Here is a 19,419-nt window from a genome sequence, read left to right as displayed (position 1 = left end):
AAGTAGAATTTTTTGAAAATAAGGAAACCTCTCTTTGATATGTGGTGGTATAAAACCTCCATTATCATAGAGAGGTTTCTGTTTGGTTTCCAAACTCCAACGGAGATGGCGGAATCATGCTGTAGAAGCGAAAGCGGTCCCCTTTGTCCCCGGATTTCAACCTTGAAATGGGATAATAAGAAATCTGGGGGCAACAGGGATCGGAAGCATGATCCGCATGCGTAGTGCTGTCTCGCGAAGAGTGATTTTAATCTCCATTGCATTTTCAATCAAAATGAGCCTCAAGGCTCCCATATCACCGTTGGGTACGGGAGTTGGTCATAAGCACTGGCCCAGTAATAGGAGTCCGCCATGATGCGCCGCGGCAGGAAACCGATCTCGCCTCGGGATACGGAGATGAGCTCGGATTGCGATTGGAACACGCCTTCCGCATTTGTCACGGCATTAACATATTTGCCTGCCATATGGGTAAATCGTCCGCTGATCTTGGCCGTAACAGGCAGCCTTGTTTCTATATCGACCATCTGCATGGTTACTCTGGCGGCACCATTAGAATAGGTGATGGTCATCTGATCAATGACCATGGGTTTCATGGCGGATGGTGCCGTTGTTGCTGAAGCAGTCGGGCTAGGAGCTCCTTCATTGCCGCTGATATCGACCGCCGTGATTTTATAATAATAGGTGGTGCTTGGCAGCAGTCCGGTGTCTTTGTAAGAAAGTCCTTTAGAGGTTCCGGCGTAAGTAGCGGGCCCGATCTCAAAGTCGGCTTCGGTCCCGCGGTAGATCCGATATGCATTCACGGCCATGTTATCCATCGCCATATTGTAAGTTATATTGATGCGTTGAAAATCAAACGTGACCGCAGTTGTCCCGCTAACCGTGCTTGGCGGTTCATTGTCAGCGGGAGGCTGCCATGCGTAGCCGCCAGGTCCCCATTCGCTTGGAAAATCAACGATCGAGGAGTAATGATGGAGAGCAATGCCTCCAAACGCCGAATCGTTCAGAAAAGCGTCATACACCTTGTTTAACTCCTGCTCCATATAAGTTCGCCCTTCTTCATGGAAGCTGATGGTTTCCGGATCCCCGCCATCCGCGATGTCTTTCGTCTCGACTCCGATCACAACTGACTTCGGCTTTCCGATCGCATTTGCATAGGCCAGCTCATTTAGCGCTTGCGCGATAATGCCGGCACTGCCTTCCGCCTGATCGCGATAATTCATAATCGAGATATAATCGGCCGTGTCCTGGATATGCTCAGACAGCCATTTCGTCTTTCCGTTCCATGTAATATTGCTGGCGTCGGCCGAAGTGTCGTACCATCTTGGAATCGCCGCGCCGACTGACAAGGCGAGTCCCGATGCCTGCTTACGTTTCATTAGCAGCTGCAGCATATCCAGGTACTGAATCTGGACGGAAGGCTTTGCTGTTTTGAAATCCGGCAGGATATACGGCTCTGTATCCAAGTTCACGCCATCAAAACGAGCAGACTCGACTGAGGCCAAATTGTAATTCAATATCTGCTCAAATTCCCTTACGGCATGAGTCTGATATCGACTATAGGCTCCGAAGTAAGGTGGTGTGGTACCACCGGCGATCAACGCTTGAACCCGAAAACCCTCGGCGTGTGCCCACTCGATGAATTGTTGAACCTTACTTCGATGATCCTCCAGCATTTTGGTTCCGTTATATTGACCTACAGCCAAATAAAGCGTCGTAATCGGACGTTGATCAAAGGTTGTGGTATCCTTTGCCATGGACGAGAGGACAACGCGGGAGTTCGGATTCAGAACGAGAGGGTAGGAGGCATTTTCCCAGATCCAGATCGCACGATCTTGATCCGTCAGCGGTTCTGAGTTATAGGTGCTGCTAGTTACCGTTTCAGGGTTCGTCGCGGAGGGATTGTATACTTCTTCAATTACGTTAACGGGAGTTGGGTGGATGAGGTCCATATATACGGCATCTGTAACCGTCGCGGGATGTTTTCCTTGGTTTACCCAGGGCTGCCCCCCTGTTCTTGCATAGACCGTTAGGCTATAGCCTATATTGCCATAAGAATCGGTTGCTCTGGCTTCCAGGCTGTGAACCCGTAGCGGGGATTGACGCGAATCGAATGTATATTTGTAGCCGTTTTTGGCAGGGGAGACCTGCAGCCATTTTCCACCATCGATGCGGAGCTCAACCAGTGATATCGGATTTTTACCTGCTGCGGATATGTTAATATCCATTTTGTTGCGCTGCAAAGTATACTCAATAGGGCTGGTAATCTCCACTTCTGGAATATGAGCTTCGGGATTATCGATGTTCAGGTGAATCCAAGGAGACCAGATGCCATAACGCGTAACCGCGTCATTTGCTTTCAGCACCATTTCGACTGAACCGTCCAATTGACTCGTGTCGAGCTTGTAGGACCAGGTCCCGCTGTCATCACCATTGGGATCATCCATCTGAACATCCGTTACAAACTCTCCGTTTACGATGAGTTGAAGCTCATACACACCATTGTAGGTCCCGAATAACTCAGACACACCTGGTTGAAGCGTTTGCCCAGCCTGATGGGAATCGATTGTAATTAACGCTGCTGCCTTGGCATGGGGGAGTGGAACCCAGATTGCTGAGATGAATACTGCCGCCAGAAACAAAAGCCCGCACCTACGTAAATGTGAAAGCATCATCGTAGTCACATCCTTGTCAGTTTGATGTAAACCTAATGGACTCTACGGCAGTTACAATGGCTTGCTTATCCTAAGAGTATACATTTGCGTAAATATGAAGCGCTTACTTTTTAATATTACGAAAAAAATCGATTAGAACCGATATTAGGTGTGTGTCAGGTTATTATTTTGGAATAGGGGCATGTCTTTGGGTATTTTAACAAGAGCTGTGCTCATCTCGAAAAAGTTCGGATTGGATAGGATTTGACGATTCAGCTCGGGTCCAAACGCAAAGACAGATGAAGGCTGGTGGCTTTTCCCCAGGGCAACGAGCTTACCGTACTATTCAAATAATTTTCGTGAAGCAACCTTTGGTGCAGACCAAAGGTTATTTTGGTTTGGATACAACATCATAAGCCAGCAACTTTTTTTGATCCGCATCTCCGTCTTGAGACCGAGGGCAACTCTGAACCTGAGACGGTGTGAACCTGTGCAGATCTCCTTTATGATGAGATTAACGGAATTTTACTGGAGAATCATGGAATGAAATATTCAATCAAATATTCAATCAAATATATAGTGGGGTGTTCCAACTGCTGCGAAAATTACTTAAAACCGTCATGCAAAGTTCCTGGATGATGTGGGAACGTATCTTCAGCTTCATTTCCAGGTTCCGCAGCTCGCATATCTCGCGCTTTGGCATATGCACGGTCATGATTAAGAAGCATCGAGGCGAGTGCATCGTCTGCGAGGACTCGACGGTCATTCAGAATGGAGATCTGGTAGGCGAGTTACATTTGGATAATGAAACGATTCTGAAACTCATCCGATCGGAAGGGCCAGATCGTGCGGCTCTGAAAATAGCAAGACTTGCCAGAAAGTCCATGCTGCAGATTAGCCGTGCATATGAAGGTCAGTCGGAGTTCAGCGAGGTCAGCGCATTGATCGGAATTACGCTACTGCACCGTGGATTAACGCACGGGCTTGGTTTTGAGCATCAAGCGATGAAACCGGATTTGTTCCAGAAGCTGACCACTTCCTACCTGCGAATGCTGTTATCCGTGATGCACCCGGATGGCAAGAGCCGGATTGATCGAAGAACCGAATTACTCGTTCCGATGATGTTAATACATACACGCTCATCGCTGATGAAGCGATTTTCAATGGCGGATAAGCGGCCTTCACATGAAGAGGGGCATGCCCTCTTGGTATCGGCTGCGGTTGAAGCTTGAATAAAAGAGGCATTGCGACGTACATAGGGTAATCCAGTTATAAACTGCTAAATAGGAGTTCGACAAGAAATGAGGAGAGCAACAGATGGAAGAATGGTATAAACTTGACCACGCCGGGAAGCTGTTTCCCGCGGTTGCGGGAAGGGAGAATTCATCAACCTACCGGTTGTCGATGATGCTGACAAGTCACGTGAAGCCATCGGTTTTACAACAGGCGCTCGATAGCGTAATTAAGAGATTCCCTCTATTGAACGTTGAGCTTAGAAATGGCCTGTTCTGGAAATTTCTGCGGGAGAAGGAGACCCGTTTGATGGTGGAACCGGAATCCACCTATCCCTGTGCTCCTGCAGCCCTCTCGACGGAGAACGGAAGCTTGGTGAGGATTTTATATCATGGCAACAAGATCAGCGTGGAGATTTTCCATGCGCTAACAGACGGCGGTGGGGCTCTGGAGTTTCTCAAAACCTTGGTGTTCCAGTATTTATATCTGCTCGGTGAGCACGTGGAGGACAAGGAAGGTCTGATTCTGCCGCCCGCTTCATTTGCTCGTTATGCCGAAGCACAGGACAGCTTTAAAGCTCATTATACTTCAGTCATGGCCGAATCCAGAATGTCGGAGGCCCTGCAAATTCCCGGTACCCGATTCTCGCCTTATGGACATAACGTCATCCACGGCATGATTCACGCCTCGCGCCTGAATGGGGCGGCCAAGCAGAAGGGAGTGACCCTCACCGCTTACCTGACAGCGATTTTGATCATGGCGGTTTATGAGACCATGTTGCCTTTCAACAAAGGAAGTCGGCCGATCGTGATCAGCATGCCGGTGAACCTGCGAAAAATCTTCCCTTCCAGCAGCCTGCGAAATTTTTTTGCGGTCATCAACATTGGCGTACAGATGAAGGAAGGCATGACATTGGATGATGTACAAGGCATCGTGCATGCACAGATGAAAGAGAAAACGACCAAGTCTTATCTAAGCCAAGCGATGGCCAGCAGCATGAAATACGAGAAGAACCTGTTATCCCGATTCACGCCGCTGAAATTGAAGGATCTGGCGATTCGTTATGGATTCGACCATTACGGAGAAGAGGCCAAAACGCTTACGCTCACCAATCTGGGCCGAATCGACATCCCTGCGAGTATGGCTGCGCATATCGAGTCGATGGAAACCACGATGTATCCTACGGCCAAGAGTCCAATGAACTGTGCCGTCAGTTCGATCAATGACCAGCTTACCATCACCTTTGCCAGGAATATCGTTGAGAGCGATGTGATCAGGCACTTTTTTCGTCAGCTTGCCAGCTTAAGCGGATTGGATATAAGGATCGTCAGCAACGATTGGGGGATGGGTGCATGAGATGTGAGAGCTGTGGGGTATCCGTAGACCCGGCGCACGCAACATGTCCCTTATGCCGAAGAAATTTACAAGGTAAGGGCAACGCACCATCTGTGGGAGATAATTCTTGGTACCCCGTCTATGAGGCTGTAGAGGAGCAGCGTGCAAGCAGTCTGTTATTCAAGTGGCTTACCTTCTTTGCCGTGTCCGTCATCGGCTTATCTGTTCTTATAAATATTCTGGGAAATCACGAAGTATGGTGGAGTCTGTACCTCATGCCCTGCGTGCTCTATGCATGGCTGTTCATCAGACATACCTTGATGTCCAAGTCGCACCTTGGCGGCAAAATCGTTGTGCAACTGCTCGGGCTGTCCGGCATGCTGCTTTGGCTCAACGTCGTAGCGGGTACGAATTACTGGTCGACCGGCTACGTCATTCCGTTCCTGATGATGGCGGCAACCCTTCTGATTACCGTAATATGCTGCACCAAAAAAATGCGCTGGCGCGAGTTCGCAGGTTTCTTGTTAACCCTGATCTTGCTTGGGTTTGTGCCCTTATTGCTGTATGCCATCGGCATGTCGCACGTATTATGGACAGCCGTTGCGGCGGCCGTATATTCCTTATTAACGTTTAGCGGGATGTGCCTGATTGCAGATAAGGGATTTCGAAAGGATATGAAGCGCAGATTACATTTTTGACAGGAGGTAAACATCATGTGCTCCATTACGATTAGAAGAATGGCAGATTATGAACGAGACGTTCGCGATGAAGTGGCGGAAGTGTTTGTCGATGGGTATTATAACGAATTGTCCTATTTCACCCAGGACCGAAGCACATTGAAGAAAGCCTTCCGGAGTTTCTTCAGTCCTGAGGTATTTTATGTAGCAGAGGTCCAGGGAATCATGATCGGGATTTTAGCCTGTTCCCATCATGGGCAGCGGGCCATGCTGGTCGAATTAGCTCCGCTTCAGGAGGCTTTTGGAGACAAGACAGGGGAGCTTGCATATAATGTCATGAAAAATGAATTTAACCCGGCATTGCCCTATGATGACGAGACGGGTTATATCGAATGTGTGGCAACTACCACAAAAGCGCGCGGCAAAGGCGTTTCCACCGCTTTAATGAAGCATGTCATGGAGGAGCTGCCATACAAGCGTTATGTTCTGGAAGTGACCGACAGCAACCAGGTCGCGCTATCGTTATATCAGAAATTAGGGTTTCGGGAATTTGAACGCAAATCCGAGGATGATACAAAGGAAAAAGGGTTCAGCGACCGTATTTATATGGAATGGAGAAAGTACGTACCGCGCAGTTAGGGGAAAGAGCGGGTTTGGATTGCGTCGTCTCATTTCGAGAAACCAAAAAGGCTTACAGGTAAAACCGTCTATGGAGATTGTCCATGGACGATTTCTTTTTTTCTCAATAAGATAGCCATGTAGCGGGCATATCCATCGCATTTTTGTGTAAATAATCGACAGGCTGTCACTCATAAGATGAAGAAGTGAAGGGTTCATTCCTAGGGATTGTGGGGAGGTGGCATGACTTGCTGTCGATGTTGCTCTTTATATTTTCCGTCGGTGCTGCAGTGGCCAGCGTGGACACCACCTGTGGGCTGAATGTGTTAGGCAGTCTGGAGGGCACGAAGGTCAGTAAATCCAAATATGCGCTGGTGTATATCGTGTCCTGTACTCTGGGCGGCGCTATGACGGGACTGGCGATCGGGTTCATCAATCTTTTGCTCAAATTAACCCCTGTTGGTTTATATCAAAACTATATTATTGTCGTGCTGTTTGCCATACTCCTGGGCTTAGAGTTCATTCAGAAAACAGGGATTCTCCCATCCGGAAATTTCATCGTTCCCTCGGAATGGATCAAGCACGCAGGGTACCTTTCCGCGGCATTATGGGGGCAGATTCTGGGCTTGGGTTTTATCACATTGCAGGTGGGCGTCCTCTTTCACGCCTATATCCTGGTCTCCTTGTTCGCCGCTTCATGGTGGCTGAGCCTGCTGGCAGGGGCAACGTTTGGTGTCGTTCGCGGTACCGTGTTCAGCCTCCCGCTGATCCGATCCATCGTGTACCGTATGCTTGAAAAAAGGGTACGCAACCTCACGCTTCTCACGGCCGTGCGGCAAACGGTATCCAAGCTGCTGATTATTGGTTCCATCATCTGGATCATCAGCTACTGAAGAGAAAGGAGCATACGGGTCCATGTATTACGCTTTGCTCGCGATATCCGTTACTCTGCCCATGCTGTTGTCGGTGGTGAGCTTTGGCTGGAGCCGTGTATTCGGTGACCCGGATCTTTTCCCCGGAAGTGCCCGTCTGCATGTTCTGCTCACCCTGCTGCAAGTCCTGTCCGTTACCATGGTATATTGTTTTCCATCGCGGCTCAGCTTCCTGGGCATCTCTTTACTCTATTTCGTTCAGGGCTTGGGTGTCGCTTATTTCATCCGGAAAAAAGGAAGGGTGGACTGTGGCTGCCTCGGACCTCAGATCAACTCCAAGCTTGGCTTTCCATTGATTGGGTTCAATCTGGCGATGGGTCTCATGGGGTTGGCCTACAGCCATCCTGTCTGGTTTACGCATAGTCACTCTTTCGAAGTTACTGGTCTACTTATGGAGGGAATGATGCTGCTGCTATCGTTGTTTATCATCATAGGGGTTCCGGATGCGCTGCATGCGATCCGAATATACCGCGAGATTGCCGCACCTTATGTTTCGAGAATAAAAAGGTTGTAAGGAGGCCGCGATGAACACGTTCTTCTGGATCTCATATACCGTGCTGTGGATTCTGGTCGTACCGTTGGTCATTCTGAATCTGGTCCTGTTCCGGCAGTTGGGGATTATGGTGATGGGTACCGCGAGAGGAGTGAATCAGTCCGGCATTCCGGTCGGCAAAAAAATACCCGGGGCCACAACGACGACCTTGCAAGGAGCCGAGTGGTCCACGAGCGAGCTGATTGGCACGCCTTCCCTCATGCTGTTCGGATCGCCGACGTGTAAGGAATGCGCCGATATTTTGCATGATTTTAGGCGGATCGCCAGGATGAATAACGTGAAACCCATTCTTTTGTTATTCTCGTCCGCGGATTTAGCATCGGATTATGTCCGAAAAATGGCTTATGACGATGAGGTGCTGATCGTAAGTTCGGAGTTTGCGAATCATCTGGATGTGCAGGTCACCCCCTATGCCTATGCGGTGGATATGAACGGCGTTATCAGGCATAAGGGATTGGTCAACAGTCGGGAACAGCTTGAAGCGTACGCGAAAGCATCAAGGGCTTCTTAAGATGAGGTGAGAGTATGTGGCGGAAGCCGGAGAACAAGGACGAAGAGACGCAGGTGTTGATCAGCCGGGTTACCCGGAAGATGAATCGGAAGTCGCTACTGAATAAATTTGCGCAAAAAACGGCCGAGACGCTTGCCAAAGTATTGGTCCGGCCCGATGATGATGATATCGTCAAAATCTCGTTTGCTGCGGGGCCCTGCCGGCCTCCGCATGGACAATATTGCTCGGGCTGCGGCGCAGATGCTTCCTGTCCGTCCGATTATATTATTTGCACACCCAAGACGGTGATTAACGATTGCAAAGGTCTATGTCCTTATCCTTCCGGGTGGTGGTATACGAGTGATCCAGTAGGACATCGAGCCAAGTGTCAGGATTGCATCTCGCAATATGTGCACCCTTATATCGGCCGAGATTGGTGTTATCAGGGAGCCCAAGTCTATGGGCGGTATGTGATCTGTGCATGCAGGTCAACGGAGCTGTATTGATAGAAGAATAAGGTATGTGATTTATGCAATTCATGATGAAATCAACATTGTAATCCAAGGTGGGAGGTGCCCGGTATGCAGCCGGATTTTTCGGCAGCTTCCAGCTGCTCGGAATCATTGCAGATGATCTATGATGCTTATTTTGCCACTTTAAATATTCAAAAGTCCGGCAGCAATGCCTATATGCTCGCTCCATCCGCGGGAGAAGGTGGCTTCTACCGCTTGCGGACCTATAGCGGCCTACAGATATGCTATTCGGATTATCAATATCATCGCCGGTTTACGAACCGGTTTCAATCGAAAGAGCCGATGATCGAGATTCAGTTCAATTTTAGCGGAGAACGGCATATCCATATTGGCGGAAAGGATCGCACCCTGGACCGTGGGACAAGCGCCCTGCTGTTGATGGAGGATATTGACGTTCGCTTTGCGCTACCGAACCAAGAGCGGCATCAGTCTTTCTCGCTTGGCGTTCCTGTCTCCCTGTTTAATTTTGCGGTGGCCCAGACTGCAGGACGTGAAGAGAATCATTTCAGGCAGCTGCTGGATGTTTCCGAATTTCAAAAAATCCACTTGTCTTTCAGCTCCTATGAACAAGAACTGATCAAGAGATTGATTCATGATGTTTGTCAGCCCATGCGATCCATGCTGCTTGTTGAAGGTACAGCCTATGAACTGCTGGATCGAACGATCCAGCAGCTGTTCGGTCATGAATCCTTGCCTGAAGGGCTATCAGCGGCTGATGTACGCAAGCTATGCCTCGCTCATGGGATTCTGGAGTCGAGATATGCTTCACCGCCTTCGTTGCTGGAGCTGGCCAGAGAAATTGGGCTGAATGATTATAAACTTAAGATGGGCTTCAGGCAATGCTACGGGACAACCGTATATGGGTTCATCCGGAAGGTCAGGATGGAGCGGGCGATGGAATTATTGCATAGCGGGGAGGCTAACGTGACCGAGGCAGCCTTGGCCGTAGGTTATCGCAATGTGAGTGCATTCTCGCAGACATTTCGCCAAACCTATGGTGTCAGCCCTTCTGAAGTTAAGAAGTACTACTGATACAGAGATTTACACGAATTCGTTTAACTTTCTTGTGATCGAAATAAGGCGTCCCCGTTTGGGGACGCCTTATTTTGTTTAAGTCGTCGAATCAAGCATCATTCGCAGAGGGCTGATCCCGTGTTCCAAGCACAACCAATGCCATCAGAAGGACAATGATCCCGATCAGCGCAAACGGGAGATGTTTGTCCACTCGATAGAGGGTCGTGCTGAGAATCGGGGAGATCATGGCAGCAATGCCCTGAACGGCAGACACCAGGCCGGCTACGCCGCCTTGCTGCTCGCGGCTAACCGCAAGCGAAGCGCCTGCCATAAATCCCGGCATCATCAACCCGGTGCCCACACCGAATAAGAAGAATGCGATGAAGTAGCTTATCAAGCTTCCGGTGAAGAGCAGCAGCAGCATACTGGCCATAAGCAGTACAGCGCCGATCAGAATCATCGCTTTTGGCGGCCATTTGAGTTTCTTCATCTGCAGGCCCTGCGTGACAATCATGGCGACTCCGCTAATCATCAAACTGAGGGAGATCATACGGGCTGTTTCCTGGGTCGTCAGATCGAGCTGATCCTGATAATAAAACCCGCCGATGACTTGCACCGTAATGATGCCCAGCATGGTGGCCAGGCCCGCAAATAAATAAAGACGAACTCCTTTTTGGAACGGATTCACACGGGGGGCCTTCTGCTGAATGACCGGTTTTGTGGCAGGGACAAGGTAAAGTACAGCAACCACAGCGATTACCGGTAGAAGGGCGCCAGCATACAGCGGGGCGATCAGGCTGATGAGCGCAAACCCGCCGGCAATAGCAGGACCCAATACTAAGCCTAAGCCGTTAGCCGAGCCAAGAAGTGCCATTCCGGCGGAGCGCCCTTTCTCGTCGGTCACATCGGCGATATACGCCTGAGCTGAAGAGGGAACAGCCGGAATAAAGAAACCCACCATAGCCCGAGTAACAATGAGCAGAAGGATAAGCAGCGCACCGGAGATTCTATCATGAAGACCCAGGTACATAACCGCAGTGAATAACATATAACTGACGAACATGCCGATAAAACCAAATACAATGACAGGCTTCCTGCCCTTGGAATCACTTAAATTTCCCCATACCGGTCCCATGACGGCCATTGCGATGGAGCCCAGGGATATGATCAAGCCGGAATGCGTCTCGCTTAATCCCAATTCTCTGATCAAGGGCGGCATAACGGGAGCGATGATCATTAATCCGACCATGGCGACAAATACGCTGAAGAACATGCTGATCCGGATTCTAGCCATTCTATTGTTTCCTCCTATCGTTCCGATTTGAAGCAACATTACGTTGTGAACATTGCTATTCATAAGCCTAAAGTATACTCGCGATTATTCGCTACCTGCTGGCGGATGAAGTTGTGGCGGAACGGATTATTTTAAGGGATAGGATGAATGGCTTTCGTATACTTCCATGTATTGCTTATTGAGAAACTATAAGGCGGTTTTTAGAAGTGGACGTAGACAATAATAGTTCAGGCAGCAGGTTCAGAAGCTTTACCAGCGTTCGGGCATCTCCGTAGTTCCAGCGTTCTGCCTCCAACACATGAACAAGGCCGTTCCGGACAGCCGGCAGGTTGTCCCATAGCGAGGACTGCATCATGTCTTCCGCAGCTTGCCTGGATACGGCATTGCCCGGTATAAGAATAAAGATACGGTCACCGGCGAAGAAGGGCAGCTCCTCAGTCGAAATTTCCTTATAACCCAACCCGTCGTTCAGCACCTTGCGAATAGGCTCCGTCGGTTGAAATCCACGCGCGTGATATAGACCTGTTGACATACCGGACATTCCCATAACGAAGAGACGGGATCCATGGTCATATACGAAGACGGACGCGGTTTCGCCAGGCTTCATGGCTTGCTGCAGTTCCCTCCACATGTTATCCGTCCTGGTTCGATACCAATTCAGCCATTGGTCTGCCTCATGCGCTCTTCCAAGCCAATCGCCAAGCGTATGCAAACGATGGGCGAGAGGAGCGAAGGAATTGAATGTGACAGTAGGGGCGATTTTTGAGAACCATCGGTATTCTTTTTCATCGGCATGGGCCAAAATGATCAAATCCGGTTTCCATTCCATGGTTTCAATCGAATTCTTCCGATGGCTTATATCAAGAGCATATTGAATATCAGCCTGCTGGTTATGGGTATTGGTCAGGCAATTGCCTTCCATTGGCCGCATTCCGATCGCGAGCAGATCACCGAAAGTTTCGCCGTAATACAGAATGCGATTTGGTACCGACGGAATATCGACTTCATGTCCGGTCCAGTCGTTTACGCGTTTACTGACGTCCATGCGTTCGGCGAATTGCTTCGGTGACATCCCCGTAATCTGGCGGAAACGGCGGCTGAAGTAGTATTCATCCGTGTATCCAATCTCTTGGGCGATGTTTCGCAGCGGTTCATTCCTTTGCGCTAGAAGTTCCTTGGCGCGATTAATGCGCAAGTCGGTTAAGTAATGCAGAGGTTTTTTCCCGGTTCGTTCCTGGAATATGTGCGTGAAACGCCAGGTCGATAATTCGGCCATCTCCGCCAGTTGTTTTACCGTCAGATCAGGATACATGTAGTGCTCGTCAACATATTGAATAACGCTCTCTACGGCTTGCACAGAGGTTGGTTCACGGTCTGCCTGAATATTTTGCTGAAGCAAAAAGACGAGCAATTCGTGAAACTTGGCATGCTGCTGCACCCAGTGGATATTAGATGAATATTCACCGTTAGAATGTAACGATTCAATCAGCCGGAGCAAATGAGAACTAGGATACGCACATAATTCAAACTTCCCCGGAATGAGTTCGTCTTTGTATGTTGTATGCTGCTGTTCACCGACTTGAATGACCGCGAAGGCAAGCGTGGAGTATTGAATGGCGTTGTCCGTTCCGTTATGAACCTGATAAGTGGTGCCGGGACACAGTAAATAACACTTGCCAGGCGTAATCGTGAGGACATATTGATCGATATGCAGACTGCCTTTACCTTTGGCAAAGATCAACAAGGTATGGGAGTTCGACGTCAAACAACCCGATGTCCATCCGATGGACTCCGTTCGGCTATCCGCATCCACTAAATGATAAGTTAAGGAACGATAGGGGATCTGAAAGGGATTCGCCTTCATGATGGCAACAACTCCATAATATTAATGATAATGATAATCAATATCGATAATTGTAAATAGAAAAACGAGACAATTCAATAGGTAAGTATTGAACTGTCTCATACAGATGGTCAGTTATTCGGTTATCATATTCGGAAGCTCTTGAAGTAACCATTCCCTTGTAGCTGCGTCACTACCGGATTTAGCAATGTCGATGGTATACACATGCCCATCCTTGACAGCAGGAAGGCTAGCCCAGATCGGACTGTTCATCATGTCTTGTGTGGATTTCTGAGCTTCGGGCTGAACCGGATTCAGGATAAAGATTCTGTCTCCGGCAAACTCGGGAAGGTTCTCCATCGAGATCTCCTTGAATCCACTGTCTTCATCCAGCAACTGTTGAATATTTGGCGTGGGCTTAAAGCCGTTAGGATGATAGAGTTCTTGAGATAAGCCCGTGCTGGCCATGACAAAGAGCCGGTCCCCCGGATAATACGTGAAGACGGAGGCCGTCTCATCGGGTTTCATGCCGACGGATTGCAGTTGCTGCCACATGGCATCTGCCTTAGCCTCATAATCGGTTACCCATTGTTCAGCTTGCGCCTTTCTGCCGAGAATATCGCCAAGCTCTGGCAAACGTTTATCCAAAGGAGCAAATGTATCAAACATAAGAGTGGGTGCAATCTTGGAAAGCTGTTCGTACGCCGTTTCGTCCGGGTCCGCCACAATAATCAAATCCGGATTAAGAGCGAGTACCTTCTCGAAGCTGATCGGGAAGCCAATGTCTTCGACGTTTTGAGTCTTATCTTCATAAACTGATCCTTTCACCCGGTCCATATCGGCGCCGATCGCTTGAACACCCAAGGCGAATAAATCGCTGAAGGTTTCCCCGGAAAATATGATGCGCTTTGGCGATACGGGGATATCAACACTGTGTCCTTTATAATCCGTATAGGAACGCATAGCATCTTCCGAGCCAGTATCGGATGGGGGGGAGTCGTTAGGGCTGACGGTTGGCTGAATAGCAGTTCCTGCCGTTCCCTGCTTCATAGAAGAAGGGGGGCTGCTCCCATTGCATGCCATCAACATGAGACTCATCAATGCAAGGATGCTGATAGTTATGGGCAATTTTTTAGTAGGTTTCATGGTTTCTCCTCCACAACGGTTTTCAAAACTATTAGAGATAATGATAATCATTCTCGTTAAAAACATCATAGCGGATGCTTGTTCCGGACTCAATGGACAAAAGAAAAGGTTCCTTTTCAGTTTGTACAAGCCGTTTGAAGTGGATAACGAAAGTGACAAAATTCATTTCGATGGTTTTGCACATCGTTCATACTTGGGTTCCAAAGACTGTATGCATGTCAGGAGGGAGCATGTTGTCGAGAATAAGACGCGGAGATATGATCCTGTTTGCCTTGATCCTGATCCTTGGCTCCTTCACCGGGCTGCAGTGGTGGAAGCATAGCCATGTGGATTACCAGCAGGGAGAACTCAAGGCCTTGATTACGGTGAATGGCAAAGAATACGAGACTGTCCCGCTGACCGGGGACGAACGTATCATTGATATTAAGACCAAGTTTGGACACAACACGTTGAAAGTGTATGACTACGGGATCCAGATGATTTACTCGGATGCCCCGAAAAGAATTGCACTGGATATGGGATTTATCTCGGAACCCTATCAGCAGATCATCTGCGTACCGACTAGAGTCGTGGTCGAGGTGTTAGTTCCCGAACACGAACAGCGTGAGACGGAACTGGATGCTGTGGTAGGCTAAGTTCAGGGTTCAAGAGGGTATGGCTATCATAAATTTTACTAAGAACCGGGGGTTATTGCCGGTTCTTTTCGTTATTTAGGACATTGGCGTGAATGTAAGGTTAGCGTAACTTTTTAGCTGAAAGGATAGTTATAATTAGAGAGGAAGTGAAGTCGTGTCACCATAATTTTCCGAAAAATAGGAACGAAGGAGGCTGAACATGCTTTCCATTATGAAAGGGCCGTACCTGCAAAACCCGACCGAGCACACCATGACCGTGATGTGGGAAACGTCGCTCCCTGCAACTTCCAGGGTGGACGTCCTGCATGCCGAGAGAATACATAGCGGACATCAAGGGAACTACAAGCAGCCTGTTGACCTATTCGGTACTTTCGCTGATGAGTCTCCAACACGGATACACCAAATAACCGTGAAGGGCCTCGAGCCCGGAACCACTTATTACTACAGGATCTACTCCCAGCATGAATCAGATGAGATTGATTCGGGATTTTATATGTTCAAGACGGCGGCAGGACAAGGAGAGCCATTCTCTTTTACGGTGACCAGTGAAACCGGGGGATATAGCGGGTTCGATTCGTCGGGAGGACATATTAATCAGAGAATTTTCAGCCGGATGAAGCAGTATCGACCCGATATCGCCTTGTTTGTAGGAGATGTCGTCCATGACGGGAAGACCGCTGAGGATTGGGACAAGTATTTCTTTGGACCAGGACGAGATTTTTTTGTGGATACGCCTATCTACAGTTGCCTGGGAAATCATGAGGACAACGCGTCATGGTATTACGACCTGTTTGCTTTTCCCGAACCGAAGAATTTCTACGCATTTCATTACGGAGACGTTCATTTCATCTGCTTGGACAGCACGGATTTAATCAGGAAAGAAGATTATCCTCGCAGCTCCGGCGTGATGAGTCCAGGAAATGCGCAGTATGATTTCTTGGAACGCGAGCTCTCAACATGTTATCGCAGGTGGAAAATTGTATATTTTCACTACCCGCCATATGTTTCAGGCGGATATCAGGTAGAGGATTTGCGGCAGCTTTGCCCGGTATTTGAACGATATGGGGTGGATCTGGTTATCAACTCGCATACAATTGTATATGAGCGAAGCCACCCCTTATCGCAAGGAACCGTGGATTATGACAACGGCATCGTGTACATCGTAGCAGGCGGCGCTGGTGCCATGCCGGGCTGGTTGCTACCGAAGAGGGAATGGCATACTTCGCAGTCATTGGCGGTGCCTCATTTTCTGCAAGTCGTTGTATCGTTGGATCGCTTGGAAGTGCGCGCCATCGATGATGAAGGGCGATTGTTTGATACGCTGCGAATACGAAAAAGCACTGAAGGCAAGAGGGATTACACATAGAAGAGATATGGTTGAATGAAGGTCTCCAGTCCAAGCAGTAATGTGGGGTGAAGATGAATATGATCGCATTGATATTAATTGTAGGCTTTTTATTCGTTGTGGTATATTTGAGGGCGATCTGGAACGTATTGCTGGACATTCGAAACGAGTTAAGAAACGATAGTGACAGAGGGGCATGATTAGATGATGAACGAGAAAAAAGACTACTCCCACGTATACTGGATTGGAGGCTCCCCCTGTTCAGGCAAATCCACGATTGCCGAAATGATCACGAAAGAGTACGGCTACACCTATTATCAATGTGATCTGTTCAACGAGAAGCATGTGAATGCATGTAATCGGTCTGAGTTTCCCACCATGTTCCGATTGAAGGATATGACATGGAATGCGTTGTGGTCACGACCTGTAGAGCAGCAGGTCCAAGAAGAACTGGATTTTTATCGCGAGGAATTCCGGATGATTGTGGATGATGTATCGGACATGCCGGACACGAGCCCCGTCATTGTGGAGGGCGCAGCACTTTTACCGGAAAAAGTAGCACAGCTGGTATTCAGCCCTCATCAGGCGATATGGATCGTGCCGGTAGCGGATTTCCAGAAGGAGCATTATGCGAAGCGGGAATGGATCCATGATATTCTGAATCAATGCGATGATCCTGATACCGCGTTTCAGAATTGGATGGGGCGAGATATCGGCTTTGCGGCATATGTGGCCAAGGACGCCATGGATCGGGGATTCAAGGTTATCTTCGTGGACGGAAGCAGAAGCATTACGGAGAACTACGAAGAGGTTAAACGGCATTTTAATCTATGAAAATAGCAGGGAATAAAATGAAGAAAATCAGAATTGCATTATTGGTTTTGCTGGTGCCTTTACTTCTGTCTCCCTTTGTGTACGTGCAGGCGAACAAAATGATCTACGCTAAGAAGGTGAATGCCTACCTGCTTGAAGAAGAACATCACAGCAAGGATGAGATAAAGTCGGTAAAAGGCGTCTGGGGCGTTAAGCTGCCTCCCTTTTATGTCGTCGTGGTGTTCAAGGACGAGCCTGATGTCGAATATATTTATTTTGCCCACAATTCGATAATGCAGTTCGAATACCGATTATCGCCAGAGGGGAGAGCCCGCGGAATTACCCGCTCGGACCTAAAGCATTATATTCCCAGGGACTGATATGGTATTATCTGATTTCAGTTTAAGTTGTTCAAGGGGGAACTTTGCATGTCCATTACGCTACAAACTTCACGTCTATTGTTGAAGAGCATTGATCAGGGTCGGGCATCGGATGTGGTGGATTTTATAGTCAAGAACGATGACCATTGGAAGGTATGGGAGCCCGCTAGAGAAGCTGAGTTCTATACCATCGATAAACAGGCGGAGATTCTGGCTGCGGAGAGTCGAAGCATAGCTGACGGATCTATGTTTAAAGTGTGGCTGCATCAAGATGATGAAATCATCGGTTCGATTGCGATCAGCAATATCGTTCGAGGTGCCTTTCAATCGGCACATGTGGGATACAAGCTGGCACAGGCTCATACGGGGAAAGGGTATATGACCGAAGCGCTAAGGGCCGTGGTCGCCTATTGTTTTGATACGTTGGAGTTGCACCGGTTGGAAGCTAACATCATGCCAAGAAACAAAGCTTCGTTGAATGTAGTGAGACGACTAGGCTTCTACGAAGAAGGACTGGCCATCAAATACCTGAAGATTAACGGCATCTGGGAAGACCACCTACATATGGTTATCCGCAATGAACGCTTGGAGTAAACGCATGGAAAAGGAAGATATATACTTCAATGATTTTTAAGACAAACCGATCATCAAGACTCAGACCTGAGATGGAAGCATTTGGGGTGCTGGGTCTTTCTCACAAATACGATAAGTTCAGGAGGTTATCGCTATGCCGTGGCCCATGGTCCATTTTGCGGTTGCCCAGCAGCTCTGCATACCGGAGCCGTCTCCGCATTTGCTGATAGGGAGCATTGCTCCGGATGCCATTCATGTTAGAGGCAAGATCACGAGAGAACAGAAAGGGATCACGCATCTGGTATGTGACGGAAGGCTGCCTGATGCAAACCTCATCAAGGAGAACTATCTGCATTATCTAAATCTGAAGCCGGGGAAGGCATGGAAAGAATATATATACGGTTATTTTGCCCATATCTACACGGATTTACGGTGGGTTCAGACGTTATACGCTGATTTTAAGCAAGAAAACATAGAGGACAAAGAAAACATTAGATTTACATATAACCAAGAGGTCAGTCAGCTTGAATTCGAATTGAAACGATCACAGCATTGGACAGACTCCATTTTGAATAAACTTAAGGATTCGGAAGGGCATGCCATGCCTCTTTTTGTTGAGAAGTCAGAGGTGGAGCAGTACCGAACGATCAAATTAGAGTGGCTGTTGGATGAACGTAATGAGCCGAAGGTTGAGCTGATTTATTTTACCTTAGATAAAGTAGAAGTGTTCATACAGGATACAGCTGGCGAGTTGAACACATTATTCACCCCTTCGGGGATTCATGCACATGGAGGTTAAATTGAAAAGAAAATATGCTGACCGGATCGATTGGCGAAGAGTCGTAAGCAGAAATTTCAAATGTGTATACATGGAGGAACAGGTGTTCAAGGGATATGTTACTTTACTTAGCCTTCATCAAGTAGAGAAAAGGTTATTCGTGCAATATCAAGACGAAGAATTGTGCATCGCAGCTGACGGGTACTTCTGGCTTCAGCAGTTTCCAGTGAATTCTAACTTCTGTGTGACCACGATGTTGAACCAGAACCATGAAGTGGTGCAATGGTATATCGATATTTCAAGGACGAATGGGATTAGTGACGAGGGGATCCCATATTGGGATGATGTCTATCTGGATGTTATTGTGCTTCCAGACGGAAACTTCTTCATTAAAGATGAAGATGAACTTGAGGAAGCCTTACGCCAAGGGCATATTGAACGTCAAGATTATAGGCTGGCTAAAGAAACGGCGGAGAAGATCAAATTGGAAATCCGATCTGGAGAAAACATGGTGATCAACAATAGTATCAGGCACTTTCAGCAATTGATAAACCTCTAACCATCCTCATCCCTGAT

20 protein-coding genes are annotated in these 19,419 nt (G+C 48.2%); 16 read left to right on the top strand and 4 right to left on the bottom strand.

Annotation, left to right across the window (positions count from 1 at the left end):
* Positions 1-281: 281 nt before the first annotated feature.
* On the bottom strand, positions 282-2,672 hold the full coding sequence (locus CRG97_RS18970; protein ID WP_098746239.1) for a glycoside hydrolase family 18 protein: 2,391 nt from the start codon (positions 2,670-2,672) through the stop codon (positions 282-284).
* A gap of 599 nt (positions 2,673-3,271) precedes the next feature.
* Here CRG97_RS18970 and CRG97_RS18965 point away from each other — a divergent pair.
* The 9 genes from CRG97_RS18965 (at position 3,272) to CRG97_RS18925 (ending at position 10,054) form a co-directional block, all read left to right on the top strand.
* Positions 3,272-3,883, top strand: a complete 612-nt coding sequence (locus CRG97_RS18965) for a YkoP family protein (RefSeq protein WP_202618965.1) — start codon at positions 3,272-3,274, stop codon at positions 3,881-3,883.
* A gap of 85 nt (positions 3,884-3,968) precedes the next feature.
* On the top strand, positions 3,969-5,240 hold the full coding sequence (locus CRG97_RS18960) for an alcohol acetyltransferase (protein WP_098746238.1): 1,272 nt from the start codon (positions 3,969-3,971) through the stop codon (positions 5,238-5,240).
* Positions 5,241-5,332: 92 nt separating this feature from the next.
* Entirely contained in the window at positions 5,333-5,917 is a 585-nt protein-coding gene (locus tag CRG97_RS18955) for a DUF6320 domain-containing protein (protein ID WP_237566486.1), read from the top strand.
* Positions 5,918-5,932: 15 nt separating this feature from the next.
* Complete coding sequence (locus CRG97_RS18950; protein WP_098746234.1) at positions 5,933-6,535, top strand: GNAT family N-acetyltransferase; 603 nt, start codon at positions 5,933-5,935, stop codon at positions 6,533-6,535.
* 236 nt (positions 6,536-6,771) lie between these two features.
* On the top strand, positions 6,772-7,407 hold the full coding sequence (locus tag CRG97_RS18945) for a hypothetical protein (protein ID WP_237566514.1): 636 nt from the start codon (positions 6,772-6,774) through the stop codon (positions 7,405-7,407).
* A 22-nt stretch (positions 7,408-7,429) separates the two neighbouring features.
* Positions 7,430-7,960, top strand: a complete 531-nt coding sequence (locus tag CRG97_RS18940) for a MauE/DoxX family redox-associated membrane protein (RefSeq protein ID WP_098746230.1) — start codon at positions 7,430-7,432, stop codon at positions 7,958-7,960.
* Between the two features lie 10 nt (positions 7,961-7,970).
* Positions 7,971-8,510: a thioredoxin domain-containing protein gene (locus CRG97_RS18935; protein WP_098746228.1), complete on the top strand. Its 540-nt coding sequence runs from the start codon at positions 7,971-7,973 to the stop codon at positions 8,508-8,510.
* A 14-nt stretch (positions 8,511-8,524) separates the two neighbouring features.
* On the top strand, positions 8,525-8,995 hold the full coding sequence (locus CRG97_RS18930; protein WP_098746226.1) for a hypothetical protein: 471 nt from the start codon (positions 8,525-8,527) through the stop codon (positions 8,993-8,995).
* Positions 8,996-9,070: 75 nt separating this feature from the next.
* The gene (locus CRG97_RS18925) at positions 9,071-10,054 is read left to right on the top strand and encodes a helix-turn-helix transcriptional regulator (protein ID WP_098746225.1); all 984 of its coding nucleotides are present in this window, start codon (positions 9,071-9,073) and stop codon (positions 10,052-10,054) included.
* 91 nt (positions 10,055-10,145) lie between these two features.
* On the opposite strand, the gene CRG97_RS18920 is transcribed toward CRG97_RS18925, so the two are convergent.
* The 3 genes from CRG97_RS18920 to CRG97_RS18910 form a co-directional block, all read right to left on the bottom strand.
* Entirely contained in the window at positions 10,146-11,330 is a 1,185-nt protein-coding gene (locus CRG97_RS18920) for an MFS transporter (protein WP_098746223.1), read from the bottom strand.
* A 175-nt stretch (positions 11,331-11,505) separates the two neighbouring features.
* The gene (locus tag CRG97_RS18915; protein ID WP_098746221.1) at positions 11,506-13,194 is read right to left on the bottom strand and encodes an AraC family transcriptional regulator; all 1,689 of its coding nucleotides are present in this window, start codon (positions 13,192-13,194) and stop codon (positions 11,506-11,508) included.
* Positions 13,195-13,308: 114 nt separating this feature from the next.
* Positions 13,309-14,319, bottom strand: a complete 1,011-nt coding sequence (locus CRG97_RS18910) for an ABC transporter substrate-binding protein (RefSeq protein WP_098746219.1) — start codon at positions 14,317-14,319, stop codon at positions 13,309-13,311.
* Positions 14,320-14,549: 230 nt separating this feature from the next.
* Here CRG97_RS18910 and CRG97_RS18905 point away from each other — a divergent pair, with 230 nt between their 5' ends.
* The 7 genes from CRG97_RS18905 (at position 14,550) to CRG97_RS18875 (ending at position 19,402) form a co-directional block, all read left to right on the top strand.
* Positions 14,550-14,954 (top strand): NusG domain II-containing protein, encoded by a 405-nt coding sequence (locus tag CRG97_RS18905; protein ID WP_237566485.1) that lies wholly within the window; start codon positions 14,550-14,552, stop codon positions 14,952-14,954.
* 199 nt (positions 14,955-15,153) lie between these two features.
* Entirely contained in the window at positions 15,154-16,320 is a 1,167-nt protein-coding gene (locus CRG97_RS18900) for a purple acid phosphatase family protein (protein WP_098746214.1), read from the top strand.
* A gap of 183 nt (positions 16,321-16,503) precedes the next feature.
* The gene (locus tag CRG97_RS18895; RefSeq protein WP_098746212.1) at positions 16,504-17,133 is read left to right on the top strand and encodes a P-loop NTPase family protein; all 630 of its coding nucleotides are present in this window, start codon (positions 16,504-16,506) and stop codon (positions 17,131-17,133) included.
* Positions 17,134-17,150: 17 nt separating this feature from the next.
* Positions 17,151-17,492 carry a DUF3139 domain-containing protein gene (locus CRG97_RS18890; protein ID WP_098746698.1) on the top strand — a complete coding sequence of 114 codons (342 nt, stop codon included), beginning with the start codon at positions 17,151-17,153 and terminating at the stop codon, positions 17,490-17,492.
* Positions 17,493-17,540: 48 nt separating this feature from the next.
* Positions 17,541-18,086 (top strand): GNAT family N-acetyltransferase, encoded by a 546-nt coding sequence (locus tag CRG97_RS18885; protein WP_098746210.1) that lies wholly within the window; start codon positions 17,541-17,543, stop codon positions 18,084-18,086.
* A 133-nt stretch (positions 18,087-18,219) separates the two neighbouring features.
* Positions 18,220-18,864, top strand: coding sequence for a hypothetical protein (locus CRG97_RS18880; RefSeq protein WP_098746208.1), 645 nt, complete (start codon positions 18,220-18,222; stop codon positions 18,862-18,864).
* 1 nt (position 18,865) lies between these two features.
* The gene (locus tag CRG97_RS18875; RefSeq protein WP_161952955.1) at positions 18,866-19,402 is read left to right on the top strand and encodes a ribonuclease FAU-1 family protein; all 537 of its coding nucleotides are present in this window, start codon (positions 18,866-18,868) and stop codon (positions 19,400-19,402) included.
* The last annotated feature ends 17 nt before the right edge of the window (positions 19,403-19,419 follow it).

The organism is Paenibacillus sp. EZ-K15 (genome assembly GCF_002573715.1).
GTDB lineage: Bacteria > Bacillota > Bacilli > Paenibacillales > Paenibacillaceae > Paenibacillus_AQ.
The sequence above is the reverse complement of the archived record's forward strand: the minus strand, read 5'-3'. Positions and strand labels throughout refer to the sequence as shown.